Below are 18,785 nucleotides of genomic sequence, written 5' to 3' on the forward strand. Positions count from 1 at the left end.
ACGGCGGCGACACTCCCCCGAGTTACGCGTAGTACGCGCGCACCGTCGGGCCAGATCCGATGCAATGATCACATCAGGCCACGCCAACGGATCGCTAACATGAGGCCAACGGTTCCCTCGGGAACGATCACTTGACCGGCGTGAACCCGTCCCGAGAGGGCGCGAAACCGCCGTGGTGCGCGGCCGGCGCGGCCGTGCGGAAAGGCAGTGGGGCGGTGTGATGCGGAACGGGCTGCGGTTCGGACTGCTGGGGCCGCCGGTCCTGTACGACGCCAACGGCGAGATCGGCACGATCGGCAGCCGGAAGATGCGTGCCCTGCTGGCCGCGCTGCTCCTCGAACCGGGCCGGGTCGTCTCCGTCGACGTGCTCAAGGACGCGCTGTGGGGCGGAGCGCCTCCCGCCTCCGCCCAGGCGTCCCTGCAGAACCATGTGACCCGGCTGCGCCGTCTCCTCGACGATCCGGAACGGCTGCGCGCGGTACCGCCGGGGTACGTCCTGCGGGTCGGCGAGGGCGAGTTGGACGTCCGCGTCTTCGAGCGGCACGCCGCCGTCGCGCGCGACGCGCACGCCGAACGTGACTGGGAGCGGGCACTGCGTGAGTCCACCGCCGCGCTCGCGCTGTGGCGCGACACCCCGCTGAGCGGTCTGCCGTCCGAGATCGGCGGGCACGCGTTCGTCCAGCGTCTGGAGGAGGCCCGGCTGCTCGTCCTGGAGTGGGGGTACGAGGCGGAGCTGTGCCTCGACCCGACGGCCTCCCGGCTCGACCGGCTGGCACCGGAACTGGCCGCCCGCACGGTGGAACATCCGCTCCGCGAGTCGTTCCACCGGCTTCTGATGCTCGTCCTGCACCGCACCGGACGCCAGGCCGAGGCCCTCGCCGTGCACCGCGACCTGCGGGCCCGCCTGCTCGACGAACTCGGCATCGAGCCGGGACCGGCCGTGCGCAGGGCCCACCTGGAGATCCTGCGCGACAACGACCGGGTCCCGGGTGAGTTCCGCGCCGTCGAGCCGACCCGGGACGGGGCCGGTGCGGGGGACCGGGGCGTGGACGGGGGTGCTTCCGGGGCCGGGGGCCCGGGCAAGGGCTGGAGCGGCGACGGGATCCCGGGCGGGGGAGCGGACCGGAGGAAGGGCGGCGACCGGCGCCGACAGGCCAGGGACTGGAGCAGCGAGGGCGACGGGGGCGGCGGCCGCGTCCGGAGCGGCGAGGGCGGCAGGGCCGGGGCTGACACCGGGGATGGAGCCGGGGGCAGGGGCAGGGACAGGGGTACCGACGGGGGCAGTGGCTGGAGTGTCGGCTGGGGCAGGAGCATCGGCCGGGGCGGAAGTGCTGGTCGGGACGGTGACGGTGGCCGGGGCGGGAGTGTCGGCCGCGACGGGAACGGCGGTCGGGGCGGGAACGGCGGCCGTGGCCGGGACGACGGCCAGGACGGCAGCGCCGGCGGGGACGGGAACGTGGACCGCGATGCCCATGTCGGCCGCGACGGCGACGGCGGCCGGGACGCCGGTGTCGTCGGAGGCGGGAACGCCGGCCGCGACGGCCAGGGCAACCGGGATGGCCATGACGGCGATGGCGGCCAGGACGGGAACGCCGATCGGGACGGGGACCGTGACCGAGACGCGGGCGTCGGCCCGGACGGGAACGCCGGTCCGGGCGACGACGGTGGGGCGGCGGAGTCCGCGGGCGGCTCCGCCCGGGACGGCGCCTCGCCGCCCCGGCCCGCTCAACTCCCCCCGCCCCCGGCGCACTTCACCGGACGCGAGGACGTCCGCGACCGGCTGTTCGGGGTCCTGGACCCGGAACAGCCCCCGCGTCGCACGTATCCGGAGGACCCGGCGCACCCGGCCGGGCGTTCCGGCGACGAAGCATCCGCAGACGCGTTCACCGGTGCATCCGCCCGTGCGTCCGGCGCGCCCGTCGAAGGACCCGGTGCTCCTCCGGTCACCGGGGTGCCCGACCGGACGGCCACCGGGACGGCCGCCGGCGCATCGGCCGACGGCGGGACATCCGCCGGTGGCTCCGCCGACGCCCGGGGCGATGCGTACAGCCGGTCCTTCGGCGGCGACCCCGCCGCCGGGATGCCGCGTGTCGCGGTGATCAGCGGGATGGCGGGCGTCGGCAAGAGCGCCCTCGCGCTGCACGTCGCCCACGGACTGCGGGAACGATTCACCGATGGTCAGCTGTACGTCAACCTGCACGGCGCCACCCCCGGCATGACCCCGCTCACCGCCGGTCAGGCGCTCGCCGCGCTTCTGCGCGACCTGGGGACGGAGCCCCGGCGCATCCCCGAACATCCTGACGCGGCAGCGGCGTTGCTCCGCTCGATGCTCGCACCCACCCGCACCCTGATGGTGCTGGACGACGCGGCGCACGCCGCCCAGGTGCGGCCGCTGCTGCCGGCCGGCGCGGGCTGCGCGGTGATCGTGACGAGCCGCTCGCCGCTCACCGCCCTGGACGGCGCCGACCGTTTCCCGCTCGCACCGCTGTCGGACGAGGACAGCGCGGCCCTGCTCCGCGCGGTCTCCGGCCGCCGCGAGGGGCTCGACGGCGGGCACCCCCTCGTCGAACTCACCGGCCGGCTGCCGCTCGCTCTTCGTGTCGTCGCGGCCCGCCTCGCTGCCCGTCAGGCCCTGACCCCCGACGTTCTCGCCGGTCAACTGGCCGCCACGGAAGGCCGGTTGCACCATCTGGAGTACGACGACCTGAGCGTGCGCCGTTCGCTCGCGGTCGCGCACGACGCGCTGCGCGCTTCCGAGCGTAAGGCCGACCGGGACGCGGCGCTCGCCCTGTGCCGGATCGGCGCGCTCGACCTGCCCGCCTACGGAGCCGCCCTCGTCGCCCGCCTCACCGGCACCGACGAGCGCCGCGCCGAGGCCGCGCTCGACCGCCTGGTCGATGTGGCCCTCCTGGAGGAGACCGCGTACGGGCGGTACGCGCCGCACGATCTCGTGCGGGACTTCGCCCGGGAGATCGCGGGCGCTGTGGACTGCGTCCTGCCTGCGGCGGGCGTGGACATCGGTGCGGCCGCTGCCGCTTCTGGGGCCGACTTCGCAGGCCAGGGCCTTCCCGCAGGTGATGCCGGCGCCGTCTTCGGCGGTGACGGCCGGGTCCTCCCCGGCGGTGACGGTGTCGCCGTGCCGCTCGGCCATGACGCGGTCGTCGCCGAACACGCCCTGCGCTGGTACGCCGGTGTCGCCGCCCGCTCCCTGGAGGCGATTCTCGAACCCGGTCTCGACCGGGAGGACCGCAGCAGGCCGACCGCCTCGCAGCCGGCCGGGCACGCGGCGGACGTGGCGGCCGTACCCCCCTTCTGCTCCGCGCGGGAGGCCTTCGCCTGGGGCGACACGGAACTGGCCAACGTGGTCGCGCTGGCGGAGCGGTACGCGCACGGCTCGCCGTACTTCCCCCTGCTGGCCCGCATGCTCAACCCGTACGTCCAGCGCAGCGGCCGGGTCGCCGAGCTGGAGATCCTCCAGCGGGCCGCGCTCAACGCGGCACGGCTGCTCGGTGACGAGGCCGCGGAGGCGTACGCGCTCGGTGACCTCGGGGGCCTGCACTTCATGACGGGCCGGGTGGGCGAGGCCCTCACCCTGAACGACGACGCGCTCGCCATCTGGAGCCGTCTCGGGGTGCGTTCCTGTCAGCGGCGGGCCCTGAACAACCGGGGCATGCTCCTCGAATCCCTCGGCCGTCATGCCGAGTCAGGTGAAGCCCTGCTCCAAAGCCTCCAGTTCTCACGGGAGTTGGGCGACCCGCACATGGAGGCCATCACCTACAGCCACCTCGGCAACCTGTACGAGCACACCGACCCGCGGGCCGCCATCGATCACCACAAGCGCAGTCTCGCCATCGGTGACGCGACGCAGGACGTGATCATCCGGCACTCCGCGCACTGCAACATCGGCTACGCCCACCTCACGCTCGGCGAACCGGCCGCCGCCGTACCGCACTTCGAGGAGAGCCTGCGCATCCTGGGCGGCCACGGCGACTGGCACGGCGAGTCGCAGACCAGGCTCGGCCTGGTGCGGGCCCTGCGCGGTGTCGGCCAGTGGGAACGGGCCGAGCGCGAGTGCGATCTGCTGCGGTGCCGCGCCGACCGCCGCGCCGACCGCTACACCGGAGGCCTCGCCCGTCACCAGAGGGGCCTGCTGCTCCGGGAACGCGGCGACATCGAAGCGGCCTACGCGGAGTGGACGTCGGCTCTGGAGGCCCTGGAGGAGACGGACAGCCCGGTGACGGGCGAACTGCGGAAGCTGCTGGCGCGGTAGCCGTCTCGCGTCCGCCTGGCACTGCTCATTTCGCGTCCGCGTAGCACTGGACGACCGCCGTCGTGAACGGAAAGCGCACCGGCGTCTGCCCGAAGGTGAGCCGGCCCGCGAGTTCGGCCGCCTCGCGGATGGCGGCCACGACGGCGTCGGCCTCCTCGGCGGGGCAGTGCACGATGACCTCGTCGTGCTGGAAGAAGACCAGTTCGGCGGCGAGCCCGGAGCAGGCGCGGCGCAGTGCCGCCAGCATCAGCAGGGCCCAGTCGGCGGCGCTGCCCTGCACGACGAAGTTGCGCGCGAACCGGCCGCGGGCGCGGGAGTCGGAGGAGGCGTACCCCGGCACCCAGCCCTGGTCGACGGCGGTCTCGGCGGGATCGTCCTGCGGGATGCCCGCCTCCTCCCCCGAGCCGTCGCCCGCCCCGGCCGCCGGGGGGCAGGTCCGGCCCAGCCAGGTCCGCACGAGCCGCCCCTCCTCGCCCGCCCGGGCGGCGTCGTCGACGTAGGCGACCGCCTTGGGGAAACGCCGGCGGAGCAGGGCGAGGTTCTTCAGTCCGTCGCCGGACGTCTGGCCGTAGACGGCGCCGAGCACGGCGATCTTGGCCTGGTCCCGGTCGCCGGAGAACGCCCGGTCCGACACCGACTGGTAGAGGTCGCTCTCCCGCCCCGCGACCTCCATGAGGCCGGGGTCGCGGGAGACGGCCGCGAGGACGCGCGGCTCCATCTGGTCGGCGTCGGCGACGACCAGCCGCCAGCCGGGGTCGGCGACGACGGCACGCCGGATCACCTTGGGGATCTGGAGCGCGCCGCCGCCGTTCGTGACCCAGCGTCCGGTGACGGTCCCGCCCGGCAGGTACTCGGGCCGGAAGCGTCCGTCGCGCACCCAGTCCTGGAGCCAGGACCAGCCGTGGGCGACCCAGATCCGGTACAGCTTCTTGTACTCGATCAGCGGTTTCACGGCCGGATGGTCGATCGACTCGATCTCCCACCGCCGGGTGGACCTGACCTTGATCCCGGCCTGCGCGAACGCCTTGACGACGTCGGCGGGCAGGTCGGGTCTGACCCGTCGCCCGAAGGCGGCGGACACGTCCTCGGTGAGCTCGGCCAGGCGCCGGGGCTCGCCTCCCCCGGCGTACCGCTCGCCGAGCAGTTCGTGCAGCACGTCCCGGTGGACGTCCGCCCTCCACGGCAGCCCCGCCCGGTTCATCTCGGCGGCGACCAGCATCCCCGCGGACTCGGCGGCCGTCAGCAGCCGCATCCGGTCCGGGTGCGTGGTCGCGGCATGGCGGCGCTGCTGGTCGGCGTAGACCGTGAGGAGATCGGCCAGCGGCACGTGCACCGGGCGGGGCTCGAAGAGGGAGGACTGCGAACCGGGCTCGGCGGAACGCTGCGGCGGGTCCGGCGGCACGGGGCCGCCGCGCAGTCTCGCCAGCGCGGCGGCCGCCGACCGGGGCTCGCCGAGCCGCCCCTCGTGTCCGAGCAGCAGGGTCTCGGCGGCCTCCATGTCGTAACACCGCTCCACTCGCACCCCCGTGGCGAGCAGTCTCGGATAGACATCGGCCGTCGACCGCCACACCCACCGGCTCACGTCCGGCCGGGCCCGTACGGCCTCCGCCAGGTCCGCCTCCCGGCGGACCCCTCCCGTGGGCAGCCCGTCCGGGCCGAGGGCGGCGATCTCGACGCCACCGTCCTCGGCCGGCGCGAGAGCCCAGCGCTCGGTCATGATTCCGAGTCTCGCAGGAGGGTCTGACAACGGCCGTGAACACACCGCGAAGGCCTTGGCGGTGGTCCGGGTCCCGGGACCCGGACCACCGAGCCCTACTGGTCCTTCTGCTGTCCCGTCCCCGCGATGACCTCCAGCACGCGCGCGAGGTAGGCCTCCGTCGCCGTCTTCTCGATGCCGAGGCCGCTGAGAACGCCGTCGCCGTTCTCGAACTCCAGCAGCGCGAGCAGGATGTGCTCGGTGCCGACGTAGTTGTGGCCGAGCCGGAGGGCCTCGCGGAAGGTGAGTTCCAGGACCTTCTTGGCGGCGGAGCCGTACGGGATCAGCTCCGGTACCTCGTCGGCCGCCGGCGGGAGCGCCGCGGACGCCGCCTCTCGGACCGCGTCCAGGGTCACGCCCTGTGCGGTGATCGCCTTCGCGGCGAGCCCCTCGTCCTCGGACAGGAGGCCGAGGACGAGGTGTTCGGGGAGTCCCTCCGTGTTGCCCGCGGCCTTCGCCTCGTTGTGCGCGGCCATGACCACGCTCCGGGCGCGGGGCGTGTAGCGGCCGAACCCCTGGCTGGGGTCGAGGTCCGTCTCCGCCTTCGGCACGAACCGCTTCTGCGCGGCCTGCCGGGTGACGCCCATGCTCCTGCCGATGTCCGTCCAGGACGCCCCCGAACGGCGTGCTTGGTCCACGAAGTGCCCGATCAGGTGGTCGGCCACGTCGCCCAGGTGGTCTGCCGCGAGGACCGCGTCCTGGAGCTGGTCGAGCGCGTCGGTGTGCACCTTCTTGATGGCCTCGATGAGGTCGTCGAGACGCACGGATGCCTTGCCGGGTGAGTTCGTCGTCATGTGTCAACGGTAGGTTGACAGTCGTTGGGCGTCAACCCGAAGTTGACAGCTGATGTCGCGAGAGGCCGAAATCGGCGACCGGGGAACTGTCCACAGGGTGTGGACGGGTCGACGGCACCGGCGCCGGGCCACACGCCGGCCCCCGGTCCGCCCGTGACACGATCGGGGGATGAGTACGTCCAGCACCGTGGAGCGCGCCTTCACGGCCGCCCTCTACGCCGACTCCGACGCGGCCCTCGACACCGGCGCGTCCCTGCTCGCTGCCGACCCGGCCTCCGACGCCGAACTCGCGCGGCGCGGCGAGGAGTTCGTCGCGGCGGCCTGGCGGCGCGGCTGGCAGCCCGCCGATGTCGTACGGATCGTGCGGCGCGACCTCGACGACGTACACGTACGCCTGCTGATCTCCTTGATCCTCGGCGAGGACGGGGGTGGGGGCGAGGGCGACCGCGCGTCCCGGGGTGGGAGCGAAGGCGACCGCGCGTCCCGGGGTGCGCGCTGGGCCGCCCAGCTCGACGAGCTGGAGGCCGAACCCCACGACCTCAGGACCGACCGCTTCTCACGCGCCACGGCGGCCCTGGAGCTCTACCGCCTGCTCCTGCGCCTGCCCTCCATCGAGCCGCTCGACCCGCCCGGGGCGCCGGTCACGGCCGCCGCCCCGCAGGAGACGCGCATGCTCACCCGGATCCGCGCCCTGCTCGCGAAGGCGGAGGCGACCGGGTTCCCGGAGGAGGCGGAGGCGCTCAGCGCCAAGGCACAGGAACTGATGGCGCGGCACAGCATCGACGAGGCGCTGCTCGCGGCCCGGACCCATGCGAAGGACGCGCCCGGCGCCTGCCGTATCGGTGTCGAGCCGCCGTACGAGACGGCCAAGGCGGTGCTGCTGGACGCGGTCGCGGGGGCGAACCGCTGCCGGGCGGTGTGGAACGACGCCCTCTGCTTCTCGACCGTCGTCGGCTTCGAACCCGACCTGGAAGCCGTCGAACTCCTCTACACCTCGCTCCTCGTGCAGGCCACGGCGGCGATGACGAAGGCGGAGGCGGCGCAGCGGGCGGGCGGCCGCAAGCGCACGAAGACCTTCCGGCAGTCGTTCCTGGCCGCGTACGCGCACCGGATCGGTGACCGGCTCGCGGCGGTCGCCGAGGGCCAGGTGACCGCCACCGAGGGGGAGCTGCTGCCGGTCCTGGCGGCCCGTGACGTGGCGGTCGCGGACCACCTGGACCGGATGTTCCCGCAGACGGTGACGACCCGGGTGCGCGGGATCACCGACGAGGCCGGATGGCACGAGGGCGCCGCGGCGGCGGACCGGGCGCAGGTGAGGGGCAGACGCCCGCTTCCGTGAGGCCGCGGCTCGTCGGACGTCCCCCGCTTCCGTGAGGCTGCGGGGCTTCGGTCGGCAGCCGCTTCCGTGAGGCCACGGTCGTCGGCCGGTGCCCGGCCCGGTGGACCGCGGTCGTCGGCGGGGTGTCCGCTCCCGGGGAACCGCGGCCGCGTCCGCGCGGGCGTCGTCGTCAGTCGCCCGCGTGCTGGAACGGCGTCACCGAGGCGTTCGGCTCGGTCGCCGATCCCTTGCCGGCGACCGGGCCGTACGACCACGGGAAGCTCTGCGTGGCGTCGGCGCCGGGCAGGCCGATCTTCAGCGTCTTCACGGCGAGGGTCTTTGCGTCGCCCTCCGCGCCCCGTACGTAGGTGATGGTGAAGGAGGCGGTGTCCCCCTTGGAGAGGGTCAGCTCTTCCGGCGCTGCGGACGTGTCCGCCGCGATCTTCGCGGAGGTGCCGGCCGCCTCCACGGAGAGTCCGGGGAAGCCCTTCAGGGTGCACCGGTCGCCCTTGTTGGTGAGGGTGACCGGGACGTTGCCCGTGTCCCCGGCGGCCGTGGCGGCGTTCGCGGGGCCGACCTGGATTCCGGTGTCGCCGATCACGCAGGCCGGGACGGCGGCCTTCTTCGCGGAGCCGGTCGTGTCACCGGATTTCCCGGAGCTGCTGGAGCTGCCGGAGCCGCCGCCGTCGCAGGAGGTCAGAGCGAGGGCCGCCGCGAGGACGGTGACGGCGATGGGCAGAGCGCGCATGGGTTCCCCTGGGAGTCGTGACGTTGTGCATGGATCATCACGCACTCGGGTCCGCCGGAGTCGCGCACCCCTGGCCGTTCACCCGCACGGGACCGATATCGCCCGATCCTGACCGCGGAACTTCCGACCGTGTCGGAATGGGCCGGCGCGGTCCCGTGGGGTTCACGGTCGGGTGATCCGCCGATCCGCCGATCGGGCTGACCGCGAGGCCGCGAGGTGGGGTGATCAGGAGCCCAGGCTCGCCGTGGGCAGACCCGTGGGCAGCTTTCCGCCCTGGCTCTTGATGTACGTCTCCTTGCCGAGGCCGCCTTCCCAGGTGACCTTGAGCGTCGTGGCATCGACGGAGTCGACCATGCCGACGGCGCGCTTCTTGCTGCCGTCCGTGCAGGCGAGGCGGATCATCCGCATGCCCGCCTCCTCGGAGGAGGTGCCGCTGCACACGGTGCCGCCGGTCGCGAAGAGGCCGGCCTGCTTGCCGTTGATCATGAGCACCACGGCCTTGCCGCCCGCGGTGGTGAGCCAGCTGCCCTGGAGCTTGCCGCCCGCCGCCGGTGTGGCTCCGGAGCCGCCGCCCGTGCCGGCGCCGTCCGTGGCGGACGCGCTCGGGCTCGCCGACGCGTCCCCGGAGTCGTCGCTCCCGCTGCTGCAGCCGGTCAGCACGAGCGCCGCCGCCAGTCCAGCGGTCGCGGCCGCTGCACGCACGTGGCGGGACGGGAAGGTCGCCGTGGTCACTGAAGCCCCCAAGGGTGGGATGGATGCGGTCGCCCGAACGATCGCAGCAAGCTATCAGGAGGACCGCAGGACCCCTTCCGGGAATCCGGCGTGCGGTTGCTCACGGACACGCACCGACGGGCGCCGGGCAGCCGTCGGAAAATATCGGGTAGTCGTCGGACGATCACCGGGCAGCCGTCGCAAGGTGCCGGACGATCACCGGGCAGCCGTCGCAAGGTGCCGGACGATCACCGGGCAGCCGTCGCAAGGTGCCGGACGATCGCCGGGCAGTCGTCGGAGGCGCCGGGAAGGAGTCCAAGAGCGGTCGGGGATCCGGGAACGTCCGGTTCGAAGTCGCTCACCGGTACGCGCCGACCGCTCTCCCGCACCCCGCGCGCACGTCTCCGGCGCCGTTGACGTGCGCGTTCTCGCCCAAGGGCCCGAGTGGACGGCGAGCGGATGCCTAGTGTCCGCCGGGCCGACGCGACCGCGCGGAGGTCTGCGGACTGGACCATTACATGAACGCTGGAACAGTAAGGGCGCGGTACGCGTCTCTTCTTAGTACACGAGGGATCCGATCCGGACGATCCCGCACAGATGATGGCGCGGAAGATCATGGACGGGGGCCGGAGGTCGCATGTGATGCGATTTCCGGGGAATGCGCTGGACCGGATGTAGGCCTGATCGCACTCCGGTGAGGTGCAGGCCGTAGTCGGGCGAACGACAGCCGGTAGTCAAGGGCCGGTAAAAGCTGTAACCGCAGGACCACCCCGCGTGCACGTGCATCTGCCCATGCATCTGCACATGAACAGAGCTATGATCCGAGTCAGTTGACTACTGCATCTATGGCCACCTCAGCCACTGCACGACCGGGGAGCGACCTGTGGACCACGACGTGTTCGACGTGGATGACGTGTACAACGGTATGGCTGAATTTGTGTACAACGGCATGGCTGCGACCGAGCTTGACGGCGTCGCCTGGCAGAAGAGCCGGCACAGCAACTCGCAGGGTTCCTGCGTGGAGTTCGCGCGGCTGCCCGGCGGTGACGTGGCCGTGCGGAACTCGCGGTTCCCCGAGGGGCCCGCGCTCGTCTACACGCGCGCCGAGATCGAAGCCATGCTCCTGGGCATCAAGGACGGCGAGTTCGATCACCTGATCGCGGGCTGACGGCCGTGGCCGTGAGCCGTCCCGAACCGGCCGGTCACGAAAGGGCCGGTCACGAAAGAGTCGATCGCGGAAGGGTCGGCCGCGGAAGAGCCGATCACAGGGCGGACGGCATCATTCTGGGGTGAACTTCACCCAGCGTTCCGTAACGCGCGTAGAACCGCGGCGCCAAAAGGCGCCGCGGTTCGTCATTCGGGGGAGAGCGCGGCCGTCTCCGGCTGTGGCCCCAGCCGGAACAGCGCCCACACGACCTTGCCGCTGAGCGTTCCGGCGAGCGGGTGCCAGCCCCAACTGTCCGAGAACGAGTCGACGAGGAAGAGGCCGCGCCCCGACTCCGCCGCGAAGTCGTCCGAGTCGCCGGCGACCGGACTCTCGTGGCTGGGATCGCGCACCGCGCACACCAGTCGTGAGGTCCACCTCATCAAGTGCAGGCGTACGGGCGGCCCTTGGTCGTCCTTGCGGGGGGTGTCCGAGGGCAGCGCGTGCCGCAGGGCGTTGGTGACGAGTTCGGAGACCACCAGGCAGACGTCGTCGAAACGGTCGCCGATCTCCCACTGGTCCAACGTTCCGCGGGTGAACTGCCGCGCTTCGCGCACCGCTTCGTAGCGGGCGGGCAAGGCGCACGAAGCGGCGCTGGACACGGCCGCGGGATCGAGAGGCGGAAGTCCCTGCCGTAAGGGTTCGAGCATGGTCGATCCATTCGTCCCCATGCGAGGCACTCCCGGGTGTTCGCGGTCGTTGCGATGCAGCGGTGGCGCGGGGACCATGGTTCCGAATGCGTACAGCAGATGCAAGGGCAGATGCACGTGCACGCGCCCGAATTGGACCTTCCTCTGCTACTTCTTGGTCATTTCTTCCTTCACCTTATTCTCGGTTGTCGGCCCTTCGCTGATCCTTTTCTGTGCGCGGGCTTTGGCTGCTTTCCGTTTCCGTAACTGAACGAGTACTGCTTGAAGTGTTTTAGTGGCAGACTTCGGCGTCTGGAAGACGGTTGGGGAGGCTGACGAACGTGAGCGCTGGTGAGTCGAGCGGCTCGGTGGTGCGGCGCATGCTGCTGGGGTCCCATCTGCGGCGCCTGCGTGAGGCGCGTGGCATCACCCGTGAAGCGGCCGGCTACTCGATCCGCGCCTCCGAATCGAAGATCAGCCGTATGGAGTTGGGAAGGGTGAGCTTCAAGACCCGCGATGTCGAGGACCTGCTGACGCTCTACGGCATCAACGACGAGGCCGAGCGCACCTCTCTGCTCTCCCTCGCCAAGGAGGCCAACGTCGCGGGCTGGTGGCACAGTTACTCCGACGTCCTGCCGAGCTGGTTCCCCACCTATGTCGGCCTGGAGGGCGCGGCCCACCTGATCCGGGTGTACGAGGTGCAGTTCGTGCACGGTCTGCTGCAGACCGAGGCGTACGCCCGAGCGGTCGTCGGGCGCGGGATGAGGGGTGCCTCCGCCGCCGACGTCGACCGGCGCGTGGCCCTGCGGCTGGAGCGGCAGAAGTACCTCGTCTCCGAGAACGCCCCCGAGTTCCACATCGTCCTCGACGAGGCCGCGCTGCGCCGCCCCTACGGCGACCGCGAGGTCATGCGCGGACAGCTCCAGCATCTGATCGACGTCTCCGAGCGGCCCAACGTACGGCTTCAGGTCATGCCGTTCAGCTTCGGCGGGCACTCCGGCGAGAGCGGTTCCTTCACCATCCTGAGCTTCCCCGAGTCCGATCTGTCGGACGTCGTCTATCTGGAGCAGCTCACCAGCGCGCTCTATCTGGACAAGCGCGAGGACGTCAACCAGTACGAGAGCGCGCTCAAGCAGCTGCAGCAGGACAGCCCGGGTCCGGACGAGAGCCGCGATCTGCTGCGCGGGCTGCTCCAGCTCTCCTGACTCCCGGCCCTCCCGCGCTCTCCCGAGAGTGGCCGCGGACTTCTCTGGTCTCCTTCAACTCCCTTGAAACACAAGTACGATGACATGTGATCAGACCGTGATCGGATGTCTGCTGACCCGGGCCAAGGACTGACTCGGCAGCACAGGGATTGAGGGAGCACATGTCGTCCTACTTCACCGACCTGGCCCAGCAGTACATCGACGGCGAGTGGCGCCCGGGGACGGGCTCCTGGGACATCATCGATTTCAACCCGTACGACGGCGAGAAGCTGGCGTCGATCACGATAGCCACGGTCGACGAGGTCGACGAGGCCTACCGCGCCGCCGAGCGCGCCCAGAAGAAGTGGGGCGCGACGAACGCGTACGCCCGCCGCGCGGTCTTCGAGAAGGCGCTCGCCGTCATCGACGAGCGCGAGGAAGAGATCACCGAGGTGATCATCGCCGAGCTCGGCGGCACCCGCCTCAAGGCGGGCTTCGAGCTCCACCTCGTCCGGGAGTTCCTGCGCGAGTCGATCCAGCTCGCGCTGCGCCCCGAGGGGAAGATCATCCCTTCGCCGGTCGACGGCAAGGAGAACCGCCTCTACCGCGTGCCGGTCGGCGTCGTCGGGGTCATCAGCCCCTTCAACTTCCCCTTCCTGCTGTCCGTCAAGTCCGTCGCCCCGGCCCTCGCGCTCGGCAACGGCGTGGTCCTGAAGCCGCACCAGAACACCCCGATCGTCGGCGGCTCCCTGGTCGCGAAGATCTTCGAGGAGGCGGGCCTGCCCGGCGGTCTCCTCAACGTCGTCATCACCGACATCGCCGAGATCGGGGACGCCTTCATCGAGCACCCGGTCCCCAAGGTCATCTCCTTCACCGGTTCCGACAAGGTCGGCCGGCACGTCGCCACGGTCTGCGCCGCGAACTTCAAGCGCTCGGTGCTCGAACTGGGCGGCAACAGCGCCCTGGTGGTCCTGGACGACGCGGACGTCGACTACGCGGTCGACGCGGCGGTCTTCAGCCGTTACGTCCACCAGGGGCAGGTCTGCATGGCCGCCAACCGTGTCCTCGTGGACCGGTCGGTCGAGGCCGAGTTCACCCAGAAGTTCGTCGCCAAGGTCAGGACGCTGAAGACCGGCGACCCGAGGGACCCGCAGACGGTCATCGGCCCGGTCATCAACTCCTCCCAGGCGGACGCGCTGTCGGCCGTCGTCGAGCAGGCGATCGCCGAGGGCGCCACCGCCCTGGTGCACGGCACGACCACGGACAACCTGGTCGAGCCCTCCGTCCTGACCGGTGTCCCCGCCGACTCGGACCTGCTGCGCCAGGAGGTCTTCGGACCGGTCGTCTTCCTCGTCCCGTTCGACGGGGAGGAGGAGGCGGTCCGGATCGTCAACGACACCCCCTACGGCCTCTCGGGTGCCGTCCACACGGCTGACATCGAGCGCGGCGTGACCTTCGCCAAGCAGATCGACACCGGCATGTTCCACGTCAACGACGGCACCGTCCACGACGAACCCCTCGTCCCCTTCGGCGGCGAGAAGCACTCCGGCATCGGCCGCCTGAACGGCGAGACGACGGTCGACTCCTTCACCACCACCAAGTGGATCTCGGTGCAGCACGGGCGGAGCCGCTTCCCCTTCTGAGACGCCTCGCGCGTTCCGGAACGCCTTCGCGTGACCGTTCAGCGTGCCCGGACCCTTGCGGACAGAACCTGACCGCAAGGGTCCGTAGCGTCTTCCGTGTCAGCCAGGAGGACCCGACGAAAGGCGGCCGGTCATGGTCACGCATGTGCGAGCGGAAGAGCAGGGCGACGAGCGCGGGGCGCTGCTCGCCTTCATCGAGGAGCAGCGCGGCGGCATCCGCCGTTCGCTGCTCGGACTGACCGAGGAGCAGGCCGCGAGCCGGCCGAGCGCCAGCGAACTCTCCCTCTCCGGGCTGCTCAAGCATGTCGCCGAGGTCGAGCAGGGCTGGATCGCACGGGCCAAGGGCGAACCGCCCGCCATCAAGCGGGACGAGTCGAACTGGCACGAGTGCTTCGTCCTCGCCGACGGCGAGACGGTCGCCTCGCAGCTCGCGTACTGGGAGAAGGTCGCCGCCGAGACGGAGGACTTCCTGCGCTCGGTGCCGAGCCTGGACGACACCTTCGCGCTTCCGCCGGACCCTTGGTTCCCGCCCGAGGGCCGCGTCTCGATGCGCTGGCTGGCGCTCCACCTGATCCGCGAGACGGCCCGGCACGCCGGCCACGCCGACATCATCCGTGAGTCGCTGGACGGCAAGACGGCCTTCGAGCTGGTCGCGCAGGAGCGTGGCTCCTCCTGGGGCTGAGCGCGGCCCCTGGGCCGGGCGGTGTGCCGGCGGTCCGTCTCCTCGTGCTCGGCGCGGTCCGTCGGCACGGGCGGGCCCACGGCACCGTGCGAGCACGACGCACGAGCCCGGCCCGGCCCCTCGTCGGGGCCGACGGCCTCGGAGGGCGGCCGGGCGGGCGGGCCCTCAGTGGTGGAAGCCCGTGGCCGCCTCCTTGTCGTGGGTCAGCGGATGCGGCTGGCGGCGCAGTTCGGGCAGCAGCCGGGTCAGGTCCTCGATGAACAGGTCGGCGAGGTCGGACGAGAAGCCGTTGCGGCACACCACGCGCAGCACCGACAGGTCCTCGCGGTTCTCGGGGAAGGTGTACGCGGGCAGCAGCCAGCCGTTCTCGCGCATTCTCCGGGACACGTCGAACACGTCGAACGAGGTCACCTCGGGCGCTGTCGTGAAGGCGAACACCGGCAGTTCGTCCCCCCGGGTGATGAGCCGGAAGTCGCCCAGGCAGTCCACGCGTTCGGCGAGCGCCCGGGCCACGTCCCTGGTCGTCTGCTGCACGGCCCGGTAGCCCTCCCGGCCGAGCCGCAGGAACGTGTAGTACTGCGCGACGACCTGCGCCCCGGGGCGGGAGAAGTTGAGCGCGAAGGTCGGCATGTCGCCGCCCAGATAGTTCACCCGGAAGACCAGTTCCTCCGGCAGTTCCTCCGCCGTCCGCCACAGCGCCCAGCCGACGCCCGGGTAGACCAGTCCGTACTTGTGGCCCGAGGTGTTGATCGACGACACCCTCGGCAGCCGGAAGTCCCAGACCAGGTCCTCGTCGATGAAGGGCGCGACCATCGCGCCGGACGCGCCGTCGACGTGGACCGGGATGTCGAGTCCCGTGCGCTCCTGGAGCCGGTCCAGCGCCGCGCACAGCTCCGCGATCGGTTCGTAGGACCCGTCGAAGGTGGAACCCAGGATGCCGACGACCCCGATCGTGTTCTCGTCGCACAGCTCGGCCGCCGCCTCGGGGTCGAGGTGGAACCGGTCGCCCTCCATCGGGATCTGGCGGGCCTCGACCTCCCAGAAGTTGCAGAACTTCTCCCAGCACACCTGGACGTTCACGCCCATGACGAGGTTCGGCCGCGCTCCTGGGTAGCGGTCGGCGTTGCGCTTCGACCAGCGTCGCTTCAGCGCCATGCCGGCGAGCATGCAGGCCTCGCTCGACCCGGTCGTGGAACAGCCCACCGCGGCCGACGGGTCCGGCGCGTTCCACAGGTCGGCGAGCATCGACACACAGCGCTTCTCCAGTTCGGCCGTCCGGGGGTACTCGTCCTTGTCGATCATGTTCTTGTCCCGGCACTCCGCCATCAGGATCCCGGCCTGCGGTTCCATCCAGGTGGTGACGAAGGTGGCCAGGTTCAGCCGGGAGTTCCCGTCCAGCATGAGCTCGTCGTGGACGAGTTGGGCCGCGATCGTCGGCGGCAGCGGGCCGTCGGGGAGGCGGTGCTTGGGCGGCGCCTCGATCATGCCGCTGACCGGATTGGCCTCGCCGTAGAAGGGGTTGACGGAGTGCGGATGGGCATCGGGCTTCTGCTGGCCCTGGTGGAGCGGCATGGGCTTCTCCCAACGGTTCGGCGGGACGGACGTCCCCTTCGTTCATCGGACGAGGGCGTCCCGGCGGTTCACCGGACCGGGCTCCCGTCCTCGTGCAGTTGCATCTGCGGCCGTCCCGTCACCAGCAGCCAGGCCGGCAGGGAGGCGATGCAGAGCAGGGCGATGATCGACGGCGAGGACACCAGGACGGCGGCCGTGAACAGGCTCACCCAACCCTGCCGGGTGGTCGCCAGAAGCGTGCCCAGAACCCCCGCGGCCAGTCCCAGCGACGGCGGGACCGACGGCACCAGCGCATGGGCGCACAGACCGAACGAGGCGCCCACGAAGACGGCGGGGAAGATCCGGCCGCCCCGGAACCCGCAGGACGCGGCGACGACGAGCGCGGCCAGTTTCACCACGGACATCAGGGCGAACCGGCCCGCCGACCAGCCGTCCGGGTCCCGGGCGATCTCGGCGACCTGGTCCAGGCCCTTGAACAGCGTCAGCGGCCCGCCCAGGCAGCCCAGCAGGCCGAGCACGAGGCCGCCGACGGGCAGGGCCGCCATGGGATGGCGCAGCAGGCCGAAAACCTTGTGGACGTGGGGGAAGGCGTAGACCCCGGCCATGCCGAGCACCGCCGCGGCGGAGGCGATCACCAGCGCGGCCAGCACATCGGCCCAGCCGGGACTGCCGAGCGGGGGCAGATCCAGGTCGAAACTCGCGTGTCCCAGCAGCGCCGTGGTGATCGAGCCCACCGAGGCGGCCGTCAGCGGCGCGAAGAGGTTGTCCCACAGCAGGCCCCTCACCTGCCGTCCGGCGAGCGCCTCGGAGATGACCAGCGCCGCCGCGACCGGCGTGCCGAACAGGGCGCCGATGGTCCCCGCCTCGGCCAGGGTCACCCACAGCTCGCCGGGCGCCGCGGGCGCGAACCGGCGGCCCGCCCAGAACGCCAGCGCGACGTTGGTGGCGATGATCGGGTTCTCAGGACCGAGGCTCGGACCGCCCGCCAGCATCAACGCGGTCGCCACCAGCAGTCCGGGCAGGATGAAGAGGGCCATCGGCTTCGCCTGGAGCCCCACGGTGGCCGGGTCGGGGCCCGCGTGCCCCGGCACCTTCCACACCACCAGACCGACCAGGATGCCGGTGGTGGTGAGCATGGTGATCATCCAGAGCGAGGAGTACCCACCGATGCCGAGCGCGTCCGGCAGGTCCGTCCACAGCACGTCCTTGAGCTGGTCGGCGAGTTTGCTCACGCCCACGTACAGAAGGCTCGAGACCGCGCCGACGACCACGGAGGGGAGGAACAGCGGCAGCAGCGTCCGCGCGGGCGTCGCCCGGGCGGGGGTCGGTCCCGGGGGAGCCGCTTCGTGGGTCACGGGCTCACCCTAAGCGCGCCAATCGGACATAACACCCCGAATGTTGCTTCCGGGTTCTGCCCGGGACTTCGGGCTTGCACCTCACGTCACGTCAGGCCCCATCGTGAAGGGCGTACCGAGGAAGGAGCGGGAAGTGGGCTATTCAGTGGGCCAGGTCGCCGGATTCGCCGGAGTCACGGTGCGCACGCTGCACCACTACGACGAGATCGGACTGCTCGCCCCCGGCGGGCGCAGCCACGCGGGTCACCGGCGCTACAGCGACGCCGACCTCGACCGGCTGCAGCAGATCCTGTTCTACCGGGAGCTCGGCTTCCCGCTCGACGAGGTCGCCGCTCTGCTCGACGACCCGGACGCGGACCCGCGCGCGCACCTGCGCCGCCAGCACGACCTGCTGACCGCCCGGATCGAGGAGCTGCAGAAGATGGCCGCGGCCGTGGAACACGCCATGGAGGCACGCACGATGGGCATCAACCTCACGCCCGAGGAGAAGTTCGAGGTCTTCGGGGGCAAGGACCCCGAGGAGCACGCGGAGGAGGCCGAACGCCGCTGGGGCGGCACGGAGACGTACGCCGAGTCGCAGCGCCGCGCAGCCCGCTACACCAAGGACGACTGGAAGCGCATGCAGGCCGAGGTGGCCTCCTGGGGCGATCGGTACGACGCCCTGATGGAGGCCGGGGAGCGGCCGGACGGCGAGCGGGCCATGGACATGGCCGAGGAGCACCGGCAGCACATCACCAAGTGGTTCTACACCTGCACGTACGAGATCCACCGCGGACTCGGTGACATGTACGTCGCGGACGAACGGTTCAAGGCGTTCTACGACTCCATGCGGCCGGGGCTGGCCGAGCACCTGAGGGACGCCATCGCGGCGAACGCCGGCAGGCACCCCGGAGAGGCGTGATCCGGCCGGTGCCGGTGG

Annotated in this window: 14 protein-coding genes; 7 read left to right on the forward strand and 7 right to left on the reverse strand. The window is 71.6% G+C overall.

The window, feature by feature from the left end; translation table 11 throughout:
- The first annotated feature begins 220 nt into the window (after positions 1-220).
- Entirely contained in the window at positions 221-4,270 is a 4,050-nt protein-coding gene (locus ACH4S8_RS32815; RefSeq protein WP_398400563.1) for a BTAD domain-containing putative transcriptional regulator, read from the forward strand.
- Between the two features lie 25 nt (positions 4,271-4,295).
- Here ACH4S8_RS32815 and ACH4S8_RS32820 read toward each other — a convergent pair whose 3' ends face one another.
- Entirely contained in the window at positions 4,296-5,987 is a 1,692-nt protein-coding gene (locus ACH4S8_RS32820; RefSeq protein ID WP_398400565.1) for a bifunctional 3'-5' exonuclease/DNA polymerase, read from the reverse strand.
- A gap of 95 nt (positions 5,988-6,082) precedes the next feature.
- A complete protein-coding gene (locus tag ACH4S8_RS32825) occupies positions 6,083-6,820 on the reverse strand; it encodes a Clp protease N-terminal domain-containing protein (RefSeq protein ID WP_398400567.1) in 738 nt (245 codons plus the stop codon).
- A 169-nt stretch (positions 6,821-6,989) separates the two neighbouring features.
- On the opposite strand from ACH4S8_RS32825, the gene ACH4S8_RS32830 reads away from it, so the two are divergent.
- Positions 6,990-8,159, forward strand: coding sequence for a DUF2786 domain-containing protein (locus ACH4S8_RS32830; RefSeq protein WP_398400569.1), 1,170 nt, complete (start codon positions 6,990-6,992; stop codon positions 8,157-8,159).
- 169 nt (positions 8,160-8,328) lie between these two features.
- Here the strand turns inward: ACH4S8_RS32830 and ACH4S8_RS32835 are convergent, their stop codons facing one another.
- Together ACH4S8_RS32835 and ACH4S8_RS32840 are read right to left on the reverse strand one after the other, a co-directional pair.
- On the reverse strand, positions 8,329-8,886 hold the full coding sequence (locus ACH4S8_RS32835) for a DUF4232 domain-containing protein (RefSeq protein ID WP_398400571.1): 558 nt from the start codon (positions 8,884-8,886) through the stop codon (positions 8,329-8,331).
- Between the two features lie 225 nt (positions 8,887-9,111).
- On the reverse strand, positions 9,112-9,588 hold the full coding sequence (locus tag ACH4S8_RS32840) for a hypothetical protein (RefSeq protein ID WP_398400573.1): 477 nt from the start codon (positions 9,586-9,588) through the stop codon (positions 9,112-9,114).
- An 892-nt stretch (positions 9,589-10,480) separates the two neighbouring features.
- Here ACH4S8_RS32840 and ACH4S8_RS32845 point away from each other — a divergent pair.
- Complete coding sequence (locus ACH4S8_RS32845) at positions 10,481-10,765, forward strand: DUF397 domain-containing protein (RefSeq protein WP_103552684.1); 285 nt, start codon at positions 10,481-10,483, stop codon at positions 10,763-10,765.
- 185 nt (positions 10,766-10,950) lie between these two features.
- On the opposite strand, the gene ACH4S8_RS32850 is transcribed toward ACH4S8_RS32845, so the two are convergent.
- Positions 10,951-11,472 carry an ATP-binding protein gene (locus tag ACH4S8_RS32850; protein WP_398400576.1) on the reverse strand — a complete coding sequence of 174 codons (522 nt, stop codon included), beginning with the start codon at positions 11,470-11,472 and terminating at the stop codon, positions 10,951-10,953.
- Between the two features lie 338 nt (positions 11,473-11,810).
- On the opposite strand from ACH4S8_RS32850, the gene ACH4S8_RS32855 reads away from it, so the two are divergent.
- From ACH4S8_RS32855 to ACH4S8_RS32865, 3 genes are all read left to right on the forward strand, one after another.
- Entirely contained in the window at positions 11,811-12,635 is an 825-nt protein-coding gene (locus ACH4S8_RS32855) for a helix-turn-helix domain-containing protein (protein ID WP_398400722.1), read from the forward strand.
- A gap of 161 nt (positions 12,636-12,796) precedes the next feature.
- Complete coding sequence (locus ACH4S8_RS32860) at positions 12,797-14,257, forward strand: aldehyde dehydrogenase family protein (RefSeq protein WP_398400578.1); 1,461 nt, start codon at positions 12,797-12,799, stop codon at positions 14,255-14,257.
- A gap of 133 nt (positions 14,258-14,390) precedes the next feature.
- Positions 14,391-14,939, forward strand: coding sequence for a DinB family protein (locus ACH4S8_RS32865; protein ID WP_398400580.1), 549 nt, complete (start codon positions 14,391-14,393; stop codon positions 14,937-14,939).
- Positions 14,940-15,104: 165 nt separating this feature from the next.
- Here the strand turns inward: ACH4S8_RS32865 and ACH4S8_RS32870 are convergent, their stop codons facing one another.
- Both ACH4S8_RS32870 and ACH4S8_RS32875 read right to left on the reverse strand, forming a co-directional pair.
- The gene (locus tag ACH4S8_RS32870) at positions 15,105-16,511 is read right to left on the reverse strand and encodes a glutamate decarboxylase (protein ID WP_398400582.1); all 1,407 of its coding nucleotides are present in this window, start codon (positions 16,509-16,511) and stop codon (positions 15,105-15,107) included.
- Between the two features lie 68 nt (positions 16,512-16,579).
- Positions 16,580-17,866 (reverse strand): ion channel protein, encoded by a 1,287-nt coding sequence (locus ACH4S8_RS32875; protein ID WP_398400584.1) that lies wholly within the window; start codon positions 17,864-17,866, stop codon positions 16,580-16,582.
- A 133-nt stretch (positions 17,867-17,999) separates the two neighbouring features.
- On the opposite strand from ACH4S8_RS32875, the gene ACH4S8_RS32880 reads away from it, so the two are divergent.
- Positions 18,000-18,767 carry a MerR family transcriptional regulator gene (locus ACH4S8_RS32880; protein ID WP_398400586.1) on the forward strand — a complete coding sequence of 256 codons (768 nt, stop codon included), beginning with the start codon at positions 18,000-18,002 and terminating at the stop codon, positions 18,765-18,767.
- Positions 18,768-18,785 lie beyond the last annotated feature (18 nt).

It is taken from the genome of Streptomyces sp. NPDC021080 (genome assembly GCF_044333225.1).
Taxonomy (GTDB): domain Bacteria; phylum Actinomycetota; class Actinomycetes; order Streptomycetales; family Streptomycetaceae; genus Streptomyces.

What these genes read in the sequence shown, in the direction of transcription:
- ACH4S8_RS32815 (WP_398400563.1), top strand. Translation starts at nt 221, where the DNA reads ATGCGGAACGGGCTGCGGTTCGGACTGCTGGGGCCGCCGGTCCTGTAC.
- ACH4S8_RS32820 (WP_398400565.1), bottom strand. Translation starts at nt 5,987, where the DNA reads ATGACCGAGCGCTGGGCTCTCGCGCCGGCCGAGGACGGTGGCGTCGAG.
- ACH4S8_RS32825 (WP_398400567.1), bottom strand. Translation starts at nt 6,820, where the DNA reads ATGACGACGAACTCACCCGGCAAGGCATCCGTGCGTCTCGACGACCTC.
- ACH4S8_RS32830 (WP_398400569.1), top strand. Translation starts at nt 6,990, where the DNA reads ATGAGTACGTCCAGCACCGTGGAGCGCGCCTTCACGGCCGCCCTCTAC.
- ACH4S8_RS32835 (WP_398400571.1), bottom strand. Translation starts at nt 8,886, where the DNA reads ATGCGCGCTCTGCCCATCGCCGTCACCGTCCTCGCGGCGGCCCTCGCT.
- ACH4S8_RS32850 (WP_398400576.1), bottom strand. Translation starts at nt 11,472, where the DNA reads ATGGGGACGAATGGATCGACCATGCTCGAACCCTTACGGCAGGGACTT.
- ACH4S8_RS32855 (WP_398400722.1), top strand. Translation starts at nt 11,811, where the DNA reads ATGCTGCTGGGGTCCCATCTGCGGCGCCTGCGTGAGGCGCGTGGCATC.
- ACH4S8_RS32860 (WP_398400578.1), top strand. Translation starts at nt 12,797, where the DNA reads ATGTCGTCCTACTTCACCGACCTGGCCCAGCAGTACATCGACGGCGAG.
- ACH4S8_RS32865 (WP_398400580.1), top strand. Translation starts at nt 14,391, where the DNA reads ATGGTCACGCATGTGCGAGCGGAAGAGCAGGGCGACGAGCGCGGGGCG.
- ACH4S8_RS32870 (WP_398400582.1), bottom strand. Translation starts at nt 16,511, where the DNA reads ATGCCGCTCCACCAGGGCCAGCAGAAGCCCGATGCCCATCCGCACTCC.